Raw genomic sequence first — 18332 nt, 5'->3', positions numbered from 1 at the left:
TCGTCCAAGTGACTCTGACCAGACCGGTACCTGCAGCCGGTCGAGAACCTACCGCGCAAGAAAGACAGGTCGGCTCGGATGTTCCAGCATCGACCGGGTTACACCGCCAAAAATGCGTTCGCGCATGCGCGAATGACCGTAGGCACCCATGACGATCATATCCGCCGCAACGTCATCGGCATATTGCTTCAGCGTCTCTGCAACCGTCCGGCCGTCGCTCCTCAATACATCGGCACTGAAGTTGACACCATGCCTGGCGAGATAGATGCCGATTTCCGCCCCCGGCTGCTCAATCCCGGGTTCGGGATCGACCATGCCCCCGTGAACTTTGCTGGCGGCTTTCAAAAACTCAAGTCCCTGTTTGGCGGCCTTCGCCGCTTCCGGCGTGTCATTCCATGCCAGCACCACGGAGTGGGGTTTTAAGGTGGGGATCGCATTCCGGGGGATGATCAGGACGGGTACGCTCGAATGAAAAAGGGCGCCGTCGACGACCGCACTTTTCAATGGGCTGTCGGCCGCCAGTTCAGGACCGATAACCAGCAGGTCGGCATAACGCGCCTGACGCGCAACGACATTGTCGACATAGGTCCATTCGGTATAGATATCGACGATGTCATGAGGAACTTCCGTCTCCTGCAGAAGGTCCTTTATTTTCGTGCTCCGCTCAGCCAGCTTTGATCTATCGGCGTCTCTTTCTTCCAGCCATGCCACTGAAACATGTTCGGCATATTCGCCGAGCGGCGGCGGTGCTGCGATTGCGAGCAGCAGGACGGAGAGATGCGCACCGGACGACCGGGAGAGTTCGACTGCCGCACGAAGATCACTGTCCGCGTGATCGCACCGGATCACGCTCAAGATGGTTGTGAACGACATCATCCTTCCTCCTCTCATCAGTTGAAAGAAATCCTGATACCATCGGCACCCCGGCACCTTGATTTCCGTCAACCCAGCTTCTGGGGAATCAACTAATTGATTGTCCATAGAGATCCACGCCGCGCCGAAGCGGCCGATTGTTATGGAGGTTAGCATTGAAACGCGACCCGAAGATTACGTTTCACGGAGCAGCCGGCACCGTTACAGGTTCCTGCTTCCTTCTTGAGACCGGCGAGAGCCGCGTCCTCCTGGATTGCGGAATGTTCCAGGGCTCGAAGACCGAGAAGGAGCTGAATTACCGCCCTTTTCCGTTCTCGCCGGCGTCGTTGGATGCCGTCATTCTCACGCATGCGCACATTGATCACAGCGGGCTGCTGCCCAAGCTTGTGAAAGACGGCTTCACCGGCCCAATCTATTGTACTCCGGCGACGCTGGATCTCTGCGCAGTCATGCTGCCGGATTCCGCCCATATTCAGGAAATGGAAGTCGAACAGCTCAACCGGAGAAACGAACGGCGGGGCCGCAAGCCCGTAGATCCGATCTATAACGCGGCGGACGCCGCGGTAGCACTGGTGCAGATGAGGCCTCATCCTTTTGAACGATGGGAGGAGCTCTCACCGGCAATCCGCTTCCGTTTCTGGAATGCCGGACATCTTCTCGGTTCCGCGTCGGTCGAAGTCGAGATTGTCACCGGATCCGAGCGCCGACGGCTTCTCTTCTCCGGCGACATAGGCCCCCACCACAAGCTGCTCCAATTCGATCCGGATGCTCCTGCAGGTTGGGATTACGTGATCTGTGAGAGCACCTATGGCGATGTCGATCGCCACGACCCCTCTGATGAAGAGCGGCGAAAGATGCTGCAAGAGGAGGTAAACCTGGCTGCCCGCCATCGTGACGGAGCTCTTCTCATTCCATCATTTGCAGTCGAACGTACCCAGGAACTTCTGGCCGATCTCGTCGATCTCATGGACAAGGGTGAGATCGCGCGTTGCCCGATTGTCATCGATTCGCCTCTAGCTCTTCGAGCCACTGAAGTCTTCAGGAAACATTCCCGCGAACTCGAGCATGGGCATCTTCTGCTGCGCGCTCTCGAAGCCAGGAACGTCCGGTTCACCCAAACCGCCGAACAGTCCAAGGCAATCGACAACATGCGAGGCTTCCACATCGTTATCGCCGCGAGTGGCATGTGCGAAGCCGGTCGGATTCGACATCGCCTGAAGAACTGGTTGTGGCGGGAGGAAGGTACCGTTCTTCTGGTCGGCTATCAGGCCACCGGAACACTTGGGCGTTTCCTGGAGGACGGCGCCTCGACCGTTCGGATTCAGGGCGACGACATCGCTGTTCGAGCAAACATCCGCAGGCTCGACGTCTACAGCGGCCACGCCGACGGGCCGGAACTGGCCGAGTGGATTGCGGCGCGCCTGCCGGTAAGGAAGGCCGTCTTCCTGGTGCATGGCGAACTGCCGGCAATTGCGGGAATGAGAGAGCGCATCTCGCTGCTGCAGCCCGAATTAACTGTAGTGGCGCCTAGCCTCGATGCGACCTACGACCTCACGTCCAAGGGAGCCGTAAACGTCTCGGATGTCGAGGCCCCGCCCCGGCTTGGCGCGCTCCAGGTCGGCCGCAAAGACTGGCACAACGACTTTCAATCGCTGGTCCTCGATCTGCAGGAAAGGTTGGACGAAGCGGCGGATGAAAAGGCGCGCGGCATAATCCTCCGCAAAGTCAGACGCGCGCTCGATGCAACCGATCAATAGGTTCTTTGCTTCAGGTTACGGCACCAGCACAGCGGCGCCGCTCAGACGCCCCTTTCGAAGATCGTCAAGTGCCCTGTTCGCATCGGCAAGAGGATAGACGACTGTATGCGTTTTCACATTCGCGGCGGAGGCGATCGGAAAGAACTCCATCGCATCGTCTCTCGTCAGGTTCGCCACGGAGGCCACCTTCCGCTCGCCCCAGAGAAGAGCATAGGGCATCTGCGGAATATCACTCATATGGATGCCACCACAAATGACCCGTCCGCCCTTGCGTATTGCCTTCAAAGCCAACGGCACCAGATCACCGACCGGCGCGAAGATGATCGCCGTATCGAGGACAGCCGGCGGCGATTCATCTGAACCACCCGCCCAGGTCGCGCCCAAACTCAGGGCAAAGGTCTGTGCCTGCCGATCTTCAGGCCGTGTGAAGGCATAGACCTGCCTGCCTTGCCATACGCAGACTTGCGCAATGATGTGGGCGGCAGCTCCAAACCCATAAAGCCCTATTCTCTTGCCTTCTCCCGCCTTCTTCAGGGAACGCCAGCCGATCAGGCCCGCACAGAGAAGCGGTGCAAGGGAAACGGGATCGGCTTCTTGGGGCAGATCGAAGGCATAGGCTGAATCAGCGACTACATGGGTGGCAAAGCCGCCGTCCCGGGTATAACCGGTGAAGAGCGGCTCGTCGCAGAGGTTTTCCGCGTTCGACCGGCAGTACGGGCAATGACCGCAGGTATGGCCGAGCCAGGGAATGCCGACCCGCGAACCGATGCGATGCGGGGAAACCCCTTGCCCGACTGTTTCAACGATACCGACGATCTCATGGCCGGGCACAAGGGGGAGTTTCGGGTTTGCGAGATCTCCCTCGACAACGTGCAGGTCGGTCCGACATACCGCGCACGCCTCCACCCGGACGAGCAGTTCGCCGGATTGCGGTTCAGGATCCGGCCGTTCCGCCAGCTCCAGCGGCTTGCCGATCTCATGCAATATCATCGCCTTCATGACGTAACCTCGTCCTGGTCGCCCCGGACCTCAGCGCTGCAGTTCGCCTCGCTTATCGGGCCATATGATCGAGTCGCTTTCTTGATTCCGGAGACCATATTGCTGCGAAGGCAGCAACAGGAGAATTGCCAGGACCATCAGAACCATCGCAACGAGAAGCCAGAACACCAGTCGGCTCATGATGAAGCGGCGAAGTTGCATCCCGAAGTCCTCGATATGCATGTCTCTTGCCCCGCCATAACATCTTCGGATCGATCGAAGTGCTTATGTTTGCAGTCTAGCGAAACATTGCAGGCATCATTTGATGCATCTCAATGAGCGGTAACCATGTTGACCCATGCTCGAAGGCATCGATGGTTGAAGTCGCTCCAAAATCGCGAGCTGCTCCTATCGCTTCAACCGAAGATGAGCCTTATGATCGATAGCATGAGAGGAAGACTTTCATCGACACCGGGCACTTCAAGCTTGCCTCTCGTTGGATACATGCGACCATTATTGCAGTGAAGCGCAATCTGATATGGAGACTGACGTGGGAAAAGAACAAAAAACAGGCAAAAAAGCAGCTGCGGAAGCAGATCGTGCGAAAGAGCAAGACGATTATCTCGAAGAGGCGCTGGAGGAGACATTTCCAGCAAGCGACCCCATAGCGCCCGGTCATCCGCAGGAACGGCCGGCCGGTTCACCGCGCAAGAAGTCCGATTGAACGTTTTTCGCTCGGAGCCAGGATATTCCCCATTGCCATGTTCGAGGATTCTGTAAGCAGCTCCTTCGTGACCAAGGTCAATGAATCAAACAATTGGCCCGCTATCATTCAAGGCGTCTTCCTCACCGACGGCCGAGACGTTCTTGGTGATTTTCGAAGAACGGCAACGCGCGTTGCGGTCCTTCTCGACGGCAACCAAATGTCGGCTGCCGTCATTTAATTGCGAGCTGGTCCAGCACGTCCTGATCGGAAAGCTGCGAGAAATCCTGGTAATAGGCCCCGACAGCACCGAAGCCGGACGGAGTTTCAAGGCAGATCACCTCGTCCGCCTCTCCTTGAAGTTCGGCGACGAGGTCGGCAGGAGCGACGGGAACTGCCAAAACGATCCGGGCAGGGTGGCGCATTCTCAAGGCCTTGAGCGCAGCTCTTGCGGTCGAGCCCGTGGCCAACCCGTCATCGACGACGATCGCAATTCTTCCTTCAAGATCATCACCTGCCAAATGCCCCGCATAGACCTGCTGCCGGCGATGAATCTCTTGAAGCTCCTCTCTGCAACGCGTCTCGAAGACCTGGCCGGAGATGCCCGCGAGCGCGATAACTTCGTCGTTGCGTACGACGACGGGTTTTTTGCCATCGATAATAGCGCCCATGGCAAGCTCGGGATTCCGAGGCAGGCCGACCTTCCGCACGAGAAGCAGTTTAAGCGGTGCTTTCAGCGCCACGGCAACTTCCGCCGCTACGGGAACACCTCCCCTGGGAAGTGCAAGAACGATGCATGGCTGCCCTTGATAGCTCTCAAGCGCCTGCGCAAGTTGTCGCCCTGCCTGCCTGCGATCATGAAACATTCAGCACCTACCCATGCAGCAGCAAAAATGACGTCGTGGCATTCTGCAGATTGCACTTCGCCTTTATTGTTCATGACACCATGATAAGAACGGCTCCACCTTGACAAGCATCAAGGTCTTTTGCCGCCAGTCGATTAGCGTCTCAAAAACTGAATTCGTGGATGACGACACCAGCCGTCGAAACCGAGGTTCAAAATGAAAGCGATGGCTGCTGCCGTTGACGAAGATACGACTGAGAAGCTGCAGGCATCCGTACCAACAGCGCCTGACCTCAATCTCGGGGTAGCAACCAAGCTGCGCGAATATGCGGATCTCCTTGTTCAACAGGGCGAGGGAGGATTTCGCTCCCGCGCCTATTACAAGGCAGCAGATGTGACTACGGCCTTGAAGCGCCCCCTTAACGAGATACTCACCGAGCAAGGCCGCATGGGTCTGGTTGCTCTCCCCGGCATCGGATATGGAATTGCGGCAGCCATCATAGAGATTTTGACGAGCGGCCATTGGAATCAATTGGCAAGGCTGCGTGGCGATCTGGCGCCCGAGATCCTGTTCCGGACAATACCCGGCATCGGTCCCAAACTGGCCGACCGCCTGGCAGACGAGGGGCATGTCGAGAGCCTTGAAGACCTCGAATACGCCCTGCATTTCGGCGATCTCGCTGTGAAGGGAATTGGCGAGCGGCGAAAACGCATGATCGCCTCCGCGCTTGCCGAGCGGCTTGGGCGACCCACCGTTATTGTGAGCGGCCGAAGGACGGTACCTTCCGTTTCACTGCTTCTCAATGTCGATCAAATGTATCGGGAGAAGGCAGCGGTCGATCAATTGCCCAAAATCGCCCCTAGACGATTCAATCCGAAAGCTGAAACATGGCTGCCGATCATGCATATCCGCCAGAACGGCTGGTATTTTACCGCTCTCTACTCGAACAGTCGGCTGGCCCATGAATTGAACAGGACGCATGACTGGGTCGTGATCCATTATCAGCGTGATAGCGAACCCGAAGGTCGATGCACAGTCGTGACGGAAACGCACGGCCCCATGGCCGGACGGCGCATCGTAAGAGGTCGGGAAGCCGAGCAGGAAGAAAAGGAATCCCAAACATGAAGCAAGGTATTGGTAGTGAGGAGGTTGTAGCGCCGGAGCTGGTGATTCCGCTCGAAACGGTCTGCTTCATCATCATCAAGGCGCGCGAGTTCGATGTGAAGGAAGGGGTTAGCGAGCCCGACCCCGGGTCGAACCCGACCGACGACAACGAGGTGGCCGTCCTGCAGGATCATCCGGATGATCCGGTGCAAGAAGAACTGACGTCCGTTATTTCGGACCTTTCCGATGACGCGCAGGTTGATCTCGTCGCTCTCATGTGGCTTGGCCGTGACGGCTACACGGCAAGCGACTGGGCCGACGTGCGCCAACAGGCGGCGGATGCGCACAACGAGCGTACGGCAGCATATCTCCGCGGCAATCCGTTGCTTTCCGACCATCTGGCCGCCGGACTGGACGCTATCGGCCTCTCCTGTACGGACTACGAGAGAGAACACCTATAGCGGCCATCAAAGGCGGATGGCGGGGCGGCGGTACCGCGCCGTCATTCTGCCGGAACGTTCTCGGCAAGCTCTTTCAGCCAGACCTTTGCCTCGCTGTCGGACGGAGCGCGCCAGTCGCCTCGCGGCGATAGAGAGCCGCCGGAGGAGATTTTCGGTCCATTGGGCAATGTCGACCTCTTGAACTGGCTGGAGAAGAACCGCTTCAGGAATACTTCAAGCCAATGGCGGATTTCGACAAGGGGATAGGCGCGCCGGTCGGCAGCCGGCAGGTCAACAGGCCAGACTCCGCTTTCCACATCACTCCAGGCGTGATGGGCCAGGAAGGCAATCTTTGAAGGACGGAAGCCGTAGCGGGTCAGATAAAACAGGTTGAAATCCTGCAATGCGTAAGGGCCGACAATATCCTGCGTCGATTGAAGTGTTCCTGTTGCGCCGGGCGGCACCAGCTCCGGGGAGATTTCGGTTGCCAGAATAGCGAGCAGGATTTGCGCCGTCTCGCTGCTCACGTCACCCGATCCGGCGACAAAGCGAATGAGATGCTGGATCAGCGTCTTGGAGACCGAGGCGTTCACGTTGTAGTGCGACATGTGATCGCCGACACCGTAGGTGCACCATCCAAGCGCCAGTTCCGACAGGTCGCCCGTGCCCACGACAAGGCCACCGTTCTGGTTGGCAAGCCGGAACAGGTAATCCGTCCGCAACCCCGCCTGGACATTTTCAAAGGTCACGTCGTAGACCGGCTCACCCTTGCTGAACGGATGGCCGAGATCCGCAAGCATCTGGCGGGCGGCGGGCCGGATATCTATCTCCGTCCCAGTCACGCCCAATGCATTCATGAGCGCCCAGGCGCTGGATTTCGTGCTGTCGGACGTCGCAAAGCCGGGCAGGGTGTAGGCGAGTACGTTCTTCCGGTCCAGACCGGCCAGATCCATGGCACGCGTCGTCACCATCAGTGCCTGCGTGGAATCGAGCCCGCCTGAAACGCCGATCACAGCGCGCTTGAGGCCTGTTGCGGCTAGTCGCTTCGCAAGGCCCTGAACCTGGATGTTGTAGGCCTCATAGCAGTCCTCGCGCAGGCGAGAAGGATCGGCGGGCACATAAGGATATCGCTCGACGCGGCGGTGCAGCGGCACGGGTCCGGTGGGGTGATCGAGTGAGAAGGACACCGTGCGGAACGGGCGGCTGCCATCGAGCTCCTCCCGAACACAATCCCCAAAGCTGTTGACTCGCATGCGCTCCTGCCGCAGCCGGCCGAGATCGATGTCGGCTGCAACGAATGTACTGTCATGCGGGAAGCGCTGCGTTTCGCCAAGGAGGTTGCCATATTCGAAAATCGCCGCATGGCCGTCCCAGGCCAGATCCGTGGTCGACTCTCCCGGCCCGGCCGCCGAATAGGCATAGGCCGCGATCGCGCGCGAGGAATGGCTGGCACATAACAGCCGTCGCGTCTCCGCTTTGCCGATCGTGATATTGCTGGCGGACAGATTGAGCAGCACTTCCGCGCCGGCCATCGCCGCCCGCGTGGACGGCGGCAGAGGCACCCATATATCCTCGCAGACCTCCACTCCAAAAGTGAAGGGAACCGAACCGTTCGACCTGAACAGGAGGTCGACACCGAACGGCACATCGCGCCCGGCCACCTGAATTTCGGCATTGGTCACCCCTGCCCCAGGCGAAAAGTGGCGGCGCTCGTAAAATTCGCGATAGTTCGGCAGATAGCTCTTCGGAACCGCGCCCAATACGGCACCGTGGTGAATAACCACGGCGGTATTGAAAAGGCGCCCATCGCGCCGCAGCGGCGCTCCGACGACGAGGACCGGGTAGAGGCTCTCGGAGGCTTCGGCGATCCTGACGATCGCTCCCTCGACCGCGTCGAGAAGCACATCCTGGAAGAGGAGATCGTCGATGGCGTAAGAGGACAGGCCGAGTTCGGGAAAAAGCATGACAGCCACCCCCTCGGCATTGCCCTGCCGGGCCAGGCGAAGGGTTTCGGCAGCGGCGAAATCGGGATCGGCAACCTGGGCACGCGGCACGCAGGCGGCGACTCGCAGGAATTCGTGGCTGTAGAGAGAAAAGAACTGGTCCATCGCCTTGCTCGTTATCTTGGTTGCCGTTGAAAATAACAGCCTTCAGCCGATTGTCATCGTCCTTCCGCGCTACCGGGTCATTGTCGGCGAAGAGGTTCCGCTTTCGTGAGTTTCTTCTGTACCTGCCACCAGTGGCAAAAGCATTCGCAGTTGGCGTAAACTGCGCTTCGTGTCACATCATGCGTCGAATGCCATCGCATAGGGAGTTTCCTTGACCATCGGACTTGCCCACGCCGAACTGATTGCGGTTCTTGCGGCCGTTACCGGAGAGGAGCCGCGCGTCATGACGATAAGGTCCGGCGATGCACTGCCATCCGGTCCCTTCGAACTGGGGCACAGAAGTCTCCAAGCGGGCTTGAGAGAATGGGTGCGGGATCAGACGGGTCACCCCGTCGGCTATCTGGAACAGCTCTACACCTTTGCCGATCGCGGCCGTACCGGGGAGAATATCGACGGCCGAACCATCTCCATCAGCTATCTCGGTCTTGTCCGAGAGCAGCCGGCACCGGGGGCAGGGAGACCGGAATGGCATGGTTGGTACGAATATTTTCCCTGGGAGGACCACCGCAAGGGAAAGCCGGATATCCTGGCCGATATTGCCAATCGCCTGCAGGACTGGGCGGATACCGAACCGGCGCGCCATGAATATCGCCAGCGCCGCATCGATTTCGCTTTCGGCCTTCATGGCGCCGTCTGGAACGAGGATCTTGCGCTCCAGCGATATGAGCTGATGTTTGAAGCCGGGCTGGTGGCTGAAGCCGGCTTCTCATCGGATCGTGGTTTTGGCCGCTCGATGTTTGCCGATCACCGCCGCATTCTTGCAACAGGCATTGCCCGGCTGCGTGCCAAGATCAAGTATCGGCCGGTCGTCTTCGAACTGATGCCCGAAAAATTCACGCTCCTGCAATTGCAGCGCACTGTGGAAGCGTTAGCCGGACTGACACTGCACAAGCCGAATTTCCGCAGGCTGATCGACCAGCAGGAGCTGATCGAGGAGACCGGAGAGACGACCGCCGAGACCGGCGGCCGCCCGGCCAAGCTCTTCCGTTATCGCCACGCGATCCTTGAAGAACGGGCACTGTCCGGTTCGAAATTTCCTCTTTCGCGCAATTGACATAAACTCAAAACGAGAATATCCATTTGCAGTCATAATACTCACTTTGAGTATAAAAGGAGCTGCTCATGAATTCCCCGCTCTCGGTATCCTCTCTCTACGACCGTGTCAGCCGCGTCATGCCCAAGGCCGAATGGATGGCTCATGAGGCGGATGTCGAGGCGATCCTCGATCTGAAGCGCCGGCGCAATGCGGTCATCCTCGCGCACAATTATCAGACGCCCGAGATCTTCCATGGCGTGGCGGATATTGTCGGCGACAGCTTGGCGCTCGCCCGCAAGGCCGTGGAAGTGGATGCCGACGTCATCGTGCTCGCAGGCGTTCATTTCATGGCCGAGACAGCCAAGCTGCTGAACCCGGAAAAGACGGTGCTGATCCCGGACATGGGCGCGGGCTGTTCATTGGCGGAATCGATCACGCCGGAAGACGTGGCATTGCTCAGACAAGCGCATCCGGGCGTGCCGGTCATCACCTATGTCAACACGTCCGCCGCCGTGAAGGCGGCCTCCGATATCTGCTGCACCTCGGGCAATGCCAAACAAGTGGTGGAATCTCTCGGCGTTCCGAAAGTGCTGATGATCCCCGACGAGTATCTGGCGCAGAACGTGGCACGCGAAACCGATGTCGAGATCATCGCCTGGCACGGCCATTGCGAGGTGCACGAACTCTTCAACGCTCAGGACGTCCGCGACCTGCGCGAAGCCCATCCGGGCGTCATGGTTCTCGCCCATCCGGAATGTCCGCCGGATGTCGTGGCGGAGGCCGATTTCGCCGGCTCGACCGCGGTCATGTCGGATTATGTCGGCCAAAAGAAGCCGGCGCGCGTCGTGCTGCTGACGGAATGTTCGATGAGCGACAATGTCGCGGTTCATCATCCGGATGTCGAGTTCGTGCGGCCCTGCAATCTTTGCCCGCACATGAAGCGGATCACGCTCTCCAACATCCGCAAGGCGCTGGAGGAAAACCGCCACGAGGTAACCGTCGATGCGGCGGTCGCCACGGCTGCGCGGCGCGCGGTGGAAAGGATGCTGGCGATATGACCGAGGTCTTGAACCATCTTGCCGGCCGCGTCGCGATTGTCGGAAGCGGGCTGGCAGGCCTTGTAACAGCCTTGAGACTGGCGCCGCAGCCGGTCGTGCTCATCACGCGGGCGGAGCTTGGCGCGGAAACGTCCAGCGCCTGGGCGCAGGGCGGCGTCGCCGCGAGCCTCGGCGAGGACGACAGCGCCGACTTGCATCTGACCGATACGCTCGCGGCGGGTGACGGACTGTGCGATGCGGTTGCGGCGGCTTCGATCCTGCGGCAGGCGCCTGCTGCAATCGCCATGCTGGAAAGCTTCGGCGTCACTTTCGACAGGGCGGCCAACGGCGCATTCTCGCTTGGGCTTGAGGCCGCTCATTCCCGCCGCCGTATCCTGCATGTCGGAGGCGATGGCTCCGGCGCGGTAATCATTCGTGCCCTGGTAGAGACCGTCCTGCGGACGTCGTCGATCACGGTGTTGACCGGCTTCGAGGTGCGGCGGCTTTTGGTCGAGGAAGGAATAGTCTGCGGCCTGCTCGGCGCGACGCGCAACGGAACGGCAATCCTTCCGACCTCGCGCGTCGTGCTCGCCACCGGCGGTATTGGCGGACTTTATGACGCAACCACCAACCCCATCGGAAATTTCGGCCAGGGCATCATGCTGGCGGCCCGGGCCGGAGCCGAGCTTGCAGACATGGAATTCGTGCAGTTCCATCCCACGGCGCTTGATTCTCCGAAACGCCCCCTGGCTCTGGTGAGCGAGGCAGTCCGTGGCGAAGGTGCAACGCTGGTGAATGAACGGGGTGAGAGGTTCCTCGCCGGAGAGGTCTGCGCAGAGCTTGCGCCCCGTGATGTCGTGGCGCGCGCAGTCAGTGCCGAGCTCGCCCGCGGCGGCCGCGTTTTCCTCGATGGCCGGACGGCGCTTGGTAGCCGCTTCGCCAGCCGCTTCCCGCAAATCGACACCTTGTGCCGGGAGGCGGGCGTTGATCCCTCCTGTGAACTCATCCCGATCAGACCGGCGGCGCATTATCACATGGGCGGCATTGCTACGGATGAGAATGCACGAACCACGCTCCAAGGGCTCTGGGCGGTCGGGGAGACCGCATCGACCGGCCTTCACGGAGCCAATCGGCTTGCCAGCAATTCGCTTCTCGAAGCCGCCGTCATGGGCATGCGCGCCGCGCAGGATATCGCCGGCATGGCGACTGTCGCGCCGCGGCGGGTGCGGGGGATCGCCCTTCCCGGACCGGCCGATGTCTCCGCCGTCCGGCAGATCGTCTCGCGGCATCTTGGCGTGCTGCGCAATGCCGGCGCCATTCACGGCGCAATCGCAAGCCTGCTGCCGCTTGCCGAAAGTGAGGGGCCTGCGTCCGATCCCGCAATGGTCGCACTGTTGATCGCAGTCTTTGCGTCGATGCGGCGGGAATCGCGCGGGGCACATGCCCGCACGGATTTCCCGCTCAAGCTCGCCTACGCCGAACGCCGGAAGATGCGCCTTGACGAAGCGCTCGAAATTGCCCGCACGACCGCTTCCCATCCTCTTGCCAGGAGTGCCTGATGCCCTTCGTTTCTCCTTCCCGGCTGATTGTCGAACCGCTGGTACGTGCCGCACTTATCGAGGACCTTGGCCTTGCCGGCGACGTGACTTCGGCGGCCGTCATCCCCTCCGAGCATCGCTCGACAGTCGTCATGGCTGCGCGTAAAGCCGGCGTGATCGCCGGCCTTGATGCCGCCGCCCTCGCCTTCGAACTCGTCGATCCCGCGATCACAATGGCCCGGCATGTTCAGGACGGGACGACGGTGGGTCCAGGTGATACCATCGCGACGATCGAAGGCCCGTCCCGCAGTCTGCTGACGGCAGAACGCACGGCACTCAATTTCCTCGGCCACCTGTCGGGCATCGCAACCGTTACGGCACGTATCGTGAATGCGGTAAGCAACACCAGGGCGGCGGTGGTCTGCACACGCAAGACGACCCCGGGGCTTCGAGCACTCGAGAAATATGCCGTCCGGGCCGGCGGCGGCCTGAACCATCGCTTCGCGCTTTATGACGCCGTGCTGATCAAGGACAATCACGTTGCGATCGCCGGCGGTGTCGCGGAGGCCATCCGGCGGGCCAGAGCGAATGTCGGGCACATGGTAAAGATCGAGGTAGAAGTCGATACGCTCGACCAGCTTCGCGAAGCCATGGAGATCGGCGTCGATGCCGTGCTACTCGACAACATGACGCCAGAACAACTCCGCGAGGCTGTAACGATCGTCGGGGGCCGGGCGATCACGGAGGCCTCCGGCGGCATCACGCCGGAAACGGCCACCGCCATCGCGGCTTCGGGCGTCGACCTCTTGTCCGTCGGCTGGATCACCCACAGCGCACCGACACTCGATATCGGTCTGGACTTCCACTCCTGAAGACCCTGGCGATGCAGAGAGCGCGACCAGGCAAGTTAGCCGGCCTTGCAAGTTGAATTCCTATCGGACGATGCTATAAGGCCGGCCTAGCTTGTTGCAGGTTTCATCTGCTGGTTGGAGAGGACGCCATGTCTCACGACGCCCTCTTCCAATCGGGGATGGGCTCAGTCGAATTTGATGCCCCCCGAACGGAAGAATTCTTCAAGACGCTCGTCATCGGAGCGTGCCCGGGAGTATTTAGCCTCGTCTTCGCGAAAACGAGACGGGACGCCGTTGCGCTGGTCCGCACGGCGATGCGCCAGCGCGGCATGAGCGCGAAAGCCCTGGTCCGGCCCCGGATCGCCGTCACCATCCCCTCCTGATCCCTCCGTCATCTCCGGCAGAAACGATCCCCCGAACCGCCTTGCGCGGTCCTGACGACCGTTTCACGCCAATGTTACATTATTACGGCAAAAGGCCGACACACCGAACGCCAACGGGTTTTCAAGATGCAGCTCACGACCCCCTATTACCTGATCGACAAGGCGAAACTTCTCCGCAACATGGAGAAGATCGCCTATGTCCGGGAAAGCTCGGGCGCCAAAGCACTGCTGGCGCTCAAATGCTTCGCCACCTGGTCGGTCTTCGATTTCATGCGCGACTATATGGATGGCACGACTTCCTCGTCCCTCAACGAGGTCCGCCTTGGCCATGAACGGTTCGGCAAGGAAACGCATGCCTATTCGGTCGCCTATGCCGATTACGAGATCGATGAGGTCGTCTCCCACGCCGACAAGATCATCTTCAACTCGATCGGCCAGCTTGAGCGCTTCGCGGACAAGGCTGCCGGCATCGTCCGCGGCCTTCGCCTCAATCCGCAGGTGAGTTCGTCGAGTTTCGATCTTGCCGATCCTGCCCGTCCCTTCTCGCGCCTTGGCGAATGGGATGTCGGAAAGGTCGAGAAGGTGATGGACCGCGTCAGCGGCTTCATGATCCACAACAATTGCGAGAACAACGATTTCTCGCTCTTCGACCGCATGCTTGGTCAGGTCGAGGAAAAGTTCGGTCCACTTCTGAGACAAGCGGAGTGGGTGAGCCTCGGGGGCGGCATCCATTTCACCGGCGAGAATTATCCCCTCGATGCTTTCTGTGACCGGCTGAAGGACTTCTCGGATAAATACGGCGTGCAGGTCTATCTGGAGCCGGGCGAAGCTTCCATCACCAAGTCTACCACCCTGGAGACCACCGTTCTCGACACGCTCCACAATGGCAAACATCTCGCCATCGTCGACAGTTCGATCGAAGCCCATATGCTGGATCTTCTGATCTATCGCGAAAGTGCCAAAGTGGCTCCGAACGCCGGGCCGTATCGCTACATGGTTTGCGGCAAGTCCTGCCTTGCTGGCGATATTTTCGGCGAGTTCGATTTTCCGAACGAACTGAACGTCGGCGACCGGATCTCCATCCAGGATGCCGCCGGTTACACGATGGTCAAGAAGAACTGGTTCAATGGTGTGAAGATGCCGGCGATCGCCATCAGGGAGCTCGATGGCAGCATTCGAACGGTCCGCGAATTCACCTACGCGGACTATGAGCGGAGCCTCTCCTGAGGCGCTAAACCGGATAGAAGGAGATATCCTCAAAAATGAAAAAGAACGTTCTCATCATCGGCGCCGGCGGCGTCGCCCAGGTCGTGGCGCACAAATGCACCCAGAACAATGATATCCTCGGAGACATCCACATCGCTTCACGCACGAAAGCGAAATGCGACAAGATCATCGCTTCGGTTCGCGAGAAGAACGCGATGAAACAGCCGGGCGTGCTCGAAGCTCACGCGCTGAATGCGCTGGACATCGAGGCGACCAAAGAACTGATCAAAAAGACCAATTCGCAGATCGTCATCAACGTCGGCACCGCATTCCTCAACATGTCGGTTCTGCGCGCCTGCTTGGACACCGGCGTCGCCTATATCGACACCGCGATCCATGAAGAGCCGAACAAGATCTGCGAAACCCCGCCGTGGTACGGCAATTACGAGTGGAAGCGCGCCGCCGAATGCGAGGAAAAGGGCATCACCGCCATCCTAGGCGCCGGCTTCGACCCGGGCGTCGTCAACGCCTATGCGCGCCTTGCCAAGGACGAGTATCTCGACAAGGTGACGGATGTCGACATCGTCGACATCAATGCCGGCAGCCATGGCAAGTATTTCGCCACCAATTTCGACCCGGAAATCAACTTCCGCGAATTCACCGGCGTCGTCTATTCCTGGCAGGGCGGCGAATGGAAGGTCAACAAGATGTTCGAGATCGGCAAGGACTACGACCTGCCGGTCGTCGGCACACGTCGCGCCTATCTCTGCGGTCATGACGAGGTCCACTCGCTGGCGAAGAACATGGATGGCGCCGACGTGCGCTTCTGGATGGGCTTCGGTGACCACTACATCAATGTTTTCACAGTGCTGAAGAACATCGGCCTGTTGTCCGAGCAGCCGGTCAAGCTCGCGGACGGCTCGGAAGTCGTGCCGCTCAAGGTCGTCAAGGCCTGCCTGCCAGACCCGGCATCGCTCGCCCCGGAATACGAAGGCAAGACCTGTATCGGCGATTTCGTGAAGGGCATTAAAGACGGTAAAGAACGGACGGTATTTATCTACAATGTCGCCGACCACAAGGACGCCTATAACGAAGTGGGCTCGCAGGGTATCTCCTACACCGCCGGCGTCCCGCCGGTTGCCGCCGCCATGCTGATCGCCACCGGCGAATGGGATGTGAGGAAGATGGCAAACGTGGAGGAACTTCCTCCGAAGCCCTTCCTCAGCATCCTGAACAGGATCGGCCTGCCGACCTGGATCCGCGATGAGGACGGCGAGCGGCCGCTGAATTTCTAAACCGGATCGGCCGGAAAGGCTGCAGAGTTTCCGACCCGGCCGACCAGAAACCGCGTCTTGTTGACGAGCCCGAAGGGGTCGGCGCCGGCGGTCCCTTCCAAGCTGTCAATTCCGGTCGGCATTCAGTCATGTCTAGACCGGAATGATCTTTTGCTCTCTGACTGACCGAAGGGCTGCATCCGCCAGGGCAAGTGCGGCCAGCCCGTCCTCGACGGAAGGCGATGGTGCCGAGCCGGTCTCAAGGCTGTCAATGAAGGCGGAAATTTCCGCAGCATAAGCCGCCGTATAGCGGGTCATGAAGAAGTCATGCAGCGGAGGGCGTGTAAAACCGTCCTTCGTGGCAAGCTCGATGGAGACGGGCCGCTGGTTTTCCGCCGCAATGGAACCAAGGGAGCCGTGCACCTCGATCCGCTGATCGTAGCCGTAACTGGCGCGACGGGAGTTCGAGATCACGCATTGCCGGCCGCTGGCCGTGGTCAGGATGACGCTCGCACTGTCGTAATCACCCAACTCGCGGATCTTCGGATCGACCAGGACCGACCCGGACGCCATCACGCTCGCGATCTCCTCCCCGAGCAGGAAACGAGCCATGTCGAAATCATGGATGGTCATGTCGCGAAAGATACCGCCGGAAACCTTGATATAGTCCGCCGGCGGCGGGCCTGGGTCGCGGCTGATGATGGTCACCATCTCCACGTTGCCAATCCTGCCGTCATCGATCGCCTTGCGAACGGCCCGGAAATGCGGATCAAAGCGGCGGTTGAAGCCAAGCATCACCTTCGCCCCGGTCTTGCTGACGGTCTCCGCGCAGGCTCTGGCGCGCGCCACATCGAGATCGATCGGTTTTTCACAGAAGATCGCCTTGCCGGCCATGGAGAACCGCTCGATCAGATCGGCATGCGTATTGGTCGGCGTGCAGATGATCACCGCGTCGATATTGCCATCGGCTTCGACGGCATCGATGGTGCTGACCGCACAGCCGGTGCTGTCGGCGATCGATTTCGCCGCATCCGCCACGGCATCCACGACGTAGACGAGCTTCGCCCGCTTGTCCTCCGCGATCGCGCGTGCATGCACCCTGCCGATTCGGCCTGCTCCCAAGAATGCCAGTTTCGTCACCATGATTTCTCCTCCGCAGGCTTTGCGAATATCCATGCCTCACGGCATCGCAGGACTGCTTGTTCGATTATCGGGGATGATGTTCTTGTCAGACTGTCCAAGCGCCAATTTGGAATATATGTTCCATTTTGCTAGATTGGGATTTCGTTTGTGTCAAGCACTGAAACAGGAAGGGTGACCATGGGAGACATCGGCGTGCCGGCCACCATAAAGGCATTCGAGGAGCGATTGCTGGAAGTATCCGAAAGCCTTCCCAAACGGCTGCGGCAATGCGCCGACTACGTTGCCGCCAACAAGGATCGCATAGCCGTGTCCACGGTTGCCGAGATGGCCGAGGGCGCCGGCGTTCAGCCCTCCGCTTTCATGCGCTTCTGTCAGATCCTGGGCTTTTCCGGTTTCTCCGAAATGCAGCGGCTATTCCGCGACTCCTATGTCGGGGGGTGGCCGGATTATTCAACCCGGTTGGACCATCTGCGGGAGAAGGCGGAAGGCAGCCCTTCCGCCTTGCTCGCGGAATTCGTCGAAGCGGGACGGACTTCACTCGAAAACCTGCTGAAGACGATAGAGCCGAACACCCTGGAGCAGGCGGTGAAAATTCTGGCCAAAGCGCAGATGATTCACATTATCGGCATGCGCCGATCTTTCCCGGTCGCGAGCTACATGGCGTATGCATTCGAGAAAATGAATGTGCCAGCCATGCTGCACAGCGCGGTCGGTCGGCTGGAGAATCGGAATGCAGTTCGAGACGGAGACGCCCTGCTGGCGATCACGTTTTCTCCCTACACCACAGACACGATCGACATGGTCGAGGCAGTCTCCGCCCACGGCTTGCCGATCGTTGCCATCACAGACACGATCGTCAGCCCGTTGCGCAAGTTTCCAGCAACTATTCTCTCCGTATCCGAGGTGGATTTCGGTGCCTTCCGTTCGCTTTCCGCCACGCTCTGCCTCGCCATCACATTGGCGGTAGCCGTCGGGACGGAACGTCCCGAGAAATGA

At 59.7% G+C, this 18332-nt stretch carries 18 protein-coding genes; 12 read left to right on the top strand and 6 right to left on the bottom strand.

What is annotated here, in order from left to right; all coding sequences use genetic code 11:
• Positions 1–48: 48 nt before the first annotated feature.
• Positions 49–1029 carry a universal stress protein gene (locus JL39_RS15500; RefSeq protein ID WP_081952857.1) on the bottom strand — a complete coding sequence of 327 codons (981 nt, stop codon included), beginning with the start codon at positions 1027–1029 and terminating at the stop codon, positions 49–51.
• On the opposite strand from JL39_RS15500, the gene JL39_RS15495 reads away from it, so the two are divergent.
• Positions 1029–2630 carry an MBL fold metallo-hydrolase gene (locus JL39_RS15495; RefSeq protein WP_037152208.1) on the top strand — a complete coding sequence of 534 codons (1602 nt, stop codon included), beginning with the start codon at positions 1029–1031 and terminating at the stop codon, positions 2628–2630. The genes JL39_RS15500 and JL39_RS15495 overlap by 1 nt on opposite strands.
• A gap of 15 nt (positions 2631–2645) precedes the next feature.
• Here JL39_RS15495 and JL39_RS15490 read toward each other — a convergent pair whose 3' ends face one another.
• Together JL39_RS15490 and JL39_RS15485 are read right to left on the bottom strand one after the other, a co-directional pair.
• Positions 2646–3629: a zinc-dependent alcohol dehydrogenase family protein gene (locus JL39_RS15490; RefSeq protein WP_037152204.1), complete on the bottom strand. Its 984-nt coding sequence runs from the start codon at positions 3627–3629 to the stop codon at positions 2646–2648.
• Between the two features lie 30 nt (positions 3630–3659).
• On the bottom strand, positions 3660–3851 hold the full coding sequence (locus JL39_RS15485) for a hypothetical protein (RefSeq protein ID WP_037152202.1): 192 nt from the start codon (positions 3849–3851) through the stop codon (positions 3660–3662).
• Between the two features lie 307 nt (positions 3852–4158).
• On the opposite strand from JL39_RS15485, the gene JL39_RS32170 reads away from it, so the two are divergent.
• Complete coding sequence (locus tag JL39_RS32170; RefSeq protein ID WP_200883961.1) at positions 4159–4332, top strand: hypothetical protein; 174 nt, start codon at positions 4159–4161, stop codon at positions 4330–4332.
• A gap of 212 nt (positions 4333–4544) precedes the next feature.
• Here the strand turns inward: JL39_RS32170 and JL39_RS15470 are convergent, their stop codons facing one another.
• Positions 4545–5177 carry a phosphoribosyltransferase family protein gene (locus JL39_RS15470; RefSeq protein ID WP_037152193.1) on the bottom strand — a complete coding sequence of 211 codons (633 nt, stop codon included), beginning with the start codon at positions 5175–5177 and terminating at the stop codon, positions 4545–4547.
• Positions 5178–5372: 195 nt separating this feature from the next.
• On the opposite strand from JL39_RS15470, the gene JL39_RS15465 reads away from it, so the two are divergent.
• Entirely contained in the window at positions 5373–6281 is a 909-nt protein-coding gene (locus JL39_RS15465; RefSeq protein ID WP_081952856.1) for a helix-hairpin-helix domain-containing protein, read from the top strand.
• Entirely contained in the window at positions 6278–6721 is a 444-nt protein-coding gene (locus JL39_RS15460; protein ID WP_052182894.1) for a DUF3775 domain-containing protein, read from the top strand. The genes JL39_RS15465 and JL39_RS15460 overlap by 4 nt, the downstream gene beginning before the upstream one ends.
• 41 nt (positions 6722–6762) lie before the next feature.
• Here JL39_RS15460 and JL39_RS15455 read toward each other — a convergent pair whose 3' ends face one another.
• Entirely contained in the window at positions 6763–8808 is a 2046-nt protein-coding gene (locus JL39_RS15455; RefSeq protein WP_037152190.1) for an NAD(+) synthase, read from the bottom strand.
• Between the two features lie 211 nt (positions 8809–9019).
• Between JL39_RS15455 and JL39_RS15450 the strand changes: the two genes are divergently transcribed.
• The 7 genes from JL39_RS15450 to JL39_RS15420 all read left to right on the top strand — a co-directional run bounded on the left by JL39_RS15450 (position 9020) and on the right by JL39_RS15420 (position 16214).
• On the top strand, positions 9020–9922 hold the full coding sequence (locus tag JL39_RS15450) for a membrane protein (protein ID WP_037152188.1): 903 nt from the start codon (positions 9020–9022) through the stop codon (positions 9920–9922).
• Positions 9923–9990: 68 nt separating this feature from the next.
• Complete coding sequence (gene nadA / locus JL39_RS15445; protein WP_037152185.1) at positions 9991–10962, top strand: quinolinate synthase NadA; 972 nt, start codon at positions 9991–9993, stop codon at positions 10960–10962.
• A complete protein-coding gene (locus tag JL39_RS15440) occupies positions 10959–12500 on the top strand; it encodes an L-aspartate oxidase (protein WP_037152182.1) in 1542 nt (513 codons plus the stop codon). The genes nadA and JL39_RS15440 overlap by 4 nt, the downstream gene beginning before the upstream one ends.
• Entirely contained in the window at positions 12500–13351 is an 852-nt protein-coding gene (nadC, locus tag JL39_RS15435; protein ID WP_037152178.1) for a carboxylating nicotinate-nucleotide diphosphorylase, read from the top strand. Before JL39_RS15440 ends, nadC begins: the two co-directional genes overlap by 1 nt.
• A gap of 128 nt (positions 13352–13479) precedes the next feature.
• Entirely contained in the window at positions 13480–13713 is a 234-nt protein-coding gene (locus tag JL39_RS15430; protein WP_037152174.1) for a hypothetical protein, read from the top strand.
• A gap of 126 nt (positions 13714–13839) precedes the next feature.
• Positions 13840–14940 carry a carboxynorspermidine decarboxylase gene (gene nspC, locus JL39_RS15425; RefSeq protein ID WP_037152171.1) on the top strand — a complete coding sequence of 367 codons (1101 nt, stop codon included), beginning with the start codon at positions 13840–13842 and terminating at the stop codon, positions 14938–14940.
• Between the two features lie 35 nt (positions 14941–14975).
• A complete protein-coding gene (locus JL39_RS15420) occupies positions 14976–16214 on the top strand; it encodes a saccharopine dehydrogenase family protein (protein WP_037152168.1) in 1239 nt (412 codons plus the stop codon).
• Positions 16215–16346: 132 nt separating this feature from the next.
• Here JL39_RS15420 and iolG read toward each other — a convergent pair whose 3' ends face one another.
• A complete protein-coding gene (gene iolG / locus JL39_RS15415; RefSeq protein ID WP_037152166.1) occupies positions 16347–17336 on the bottom strand; it encodes an inositol 2-dehydrogenase in 990 nt (329 codons plus the stop codon).
• Between the two features lie 177 nt (positions 17337–17513).
• On the opposite strand from iolG, the gene JL39_RS15410 reads away from it, so the two are divergent.
• On the top strand, positions 17514–18332 hold the full coding sequence (locus JL39_RS15410; protein ID WP_037152163.1) for a MurR/RpiR family transcriptional regulator: 819 nt from the start codon (positions 17514–17516) through the stop codon (positions 18330–18332).

Source organism: Rhizobium sp. YS-1r, from assembly GCF_000757525.1.
GTDB lineage: Bacteria > Pseudomonadota > Alphaproteobacteria > Rhizobiales > Rhizobiaceae > Neorhizobium > Neorhizobium petrolearium.
This window is presented reverse-complemented; position numbering and strand designations above follow the sequence as displayed.

Bases quoted from the DNA above. Each gene is read 5' to 3' on its own strand.
- JL39_RS15420 (WP_037152168.1), top strand. From the start codon at position 14,976: ATGAAAAAGAACGTTCTCATCATCGGCGCCGGCGGCGTCGCCCAGGTC.
- JL39_RS15465 (WP_081952856.1), top strand. From the start codon at position 5,373: ATGAAAGCGATGGCTGCTGCCGTTGACGAAGATACGACTGAGAAGCTG.
- JL39_RS15460 (WP_052182894.1), top strand. From the start codon at position 6,278: ATGAAGCAAGGTATTGGTAGTGAGGAGGTTGTAGCGCCGGAGCTGGTG.
- JL39_RS15485 (WP_037152202.1), bottom strand. From the start codon at position 3,851: ATGCATATCGAGGACTTCGGGATGCAACTTCGCCGCTTCATCATGAGC.
- nadA (WP_037152185.1), top strand. From the start codon at position 9,991: ATGAATTCCCCGCTCTCGGTATCCTCTCTCTACGACCGTGTCAGCCGC.
- JL39_RS15440 (WP_037152182.1), top strand. From the start codon at position 10,959: ATGACCGAGGTCTTGAACCATCTTGCCGGCCGCGTCGCGATTGTCGGA.
- JL39_RS15470 (WP_037152193.1), bottom strand. From the start codon at position 5,177: ATGTTTCATGATCGCAGGCAGGCAGGGCGACAACTTGCGCAGGCGCTT.
- JL39_RS15455 (WP_037152190.1), bottom strand. From the start codon at position 8,808: ATGGACCAGTTCTTTTCTCTCTACAGCCACGAATTCCTGCGAGTCGCC.
- JL39_RS15500 (WP_081952857.1), bottom strand. From the start codon at position 1,029: ATGCTAACCTCCATAACAATCGGCCGCTTCGGCGCGGCGTGGATCTCT.
- iolG (WP_037152166.1), bottom strand. From the start codon at position 17,336: ATGGTGACGAAACTGGCATTCTTGGGAGCAGGCCGAATCGGCAGGGTG.
- nspC (WP_037152171.1), top strand. From the start codon at position 13,840: ATGCAGCTCACGACCCCCTATTACCTGATCGACAAGGCGAAACTTCTC.
- nadC (WP_037152178.1), top strand. From the start codon at position 12,500: ATGCCCTTCGTTTCTCCTTCCCGGCTGATTGTCGAACCGCTGGTACGT.
- JL39_RS15410 (WP_037152163.1), top strand. From the start codon at position 17,514: ATGGGAGACATCGGCGTGCCGGCCACCATAAAGGCATTCGAGGAGCGA.
- JL39_RS15430 (WP_037152174.1), top strand. From the start codon at position 13,480: ATGTCTCACGACGCCCTCTTCCAATCGGGGATGGGCTCAGTCGAATTT.
- JL39_RS15490 (WP_037152204.1), bottom strand. From the start codon at position 3,629: ATGAAGGCGATGATATTGCATGAGATCGGCAAGCCGCTGGAGCTGGCG.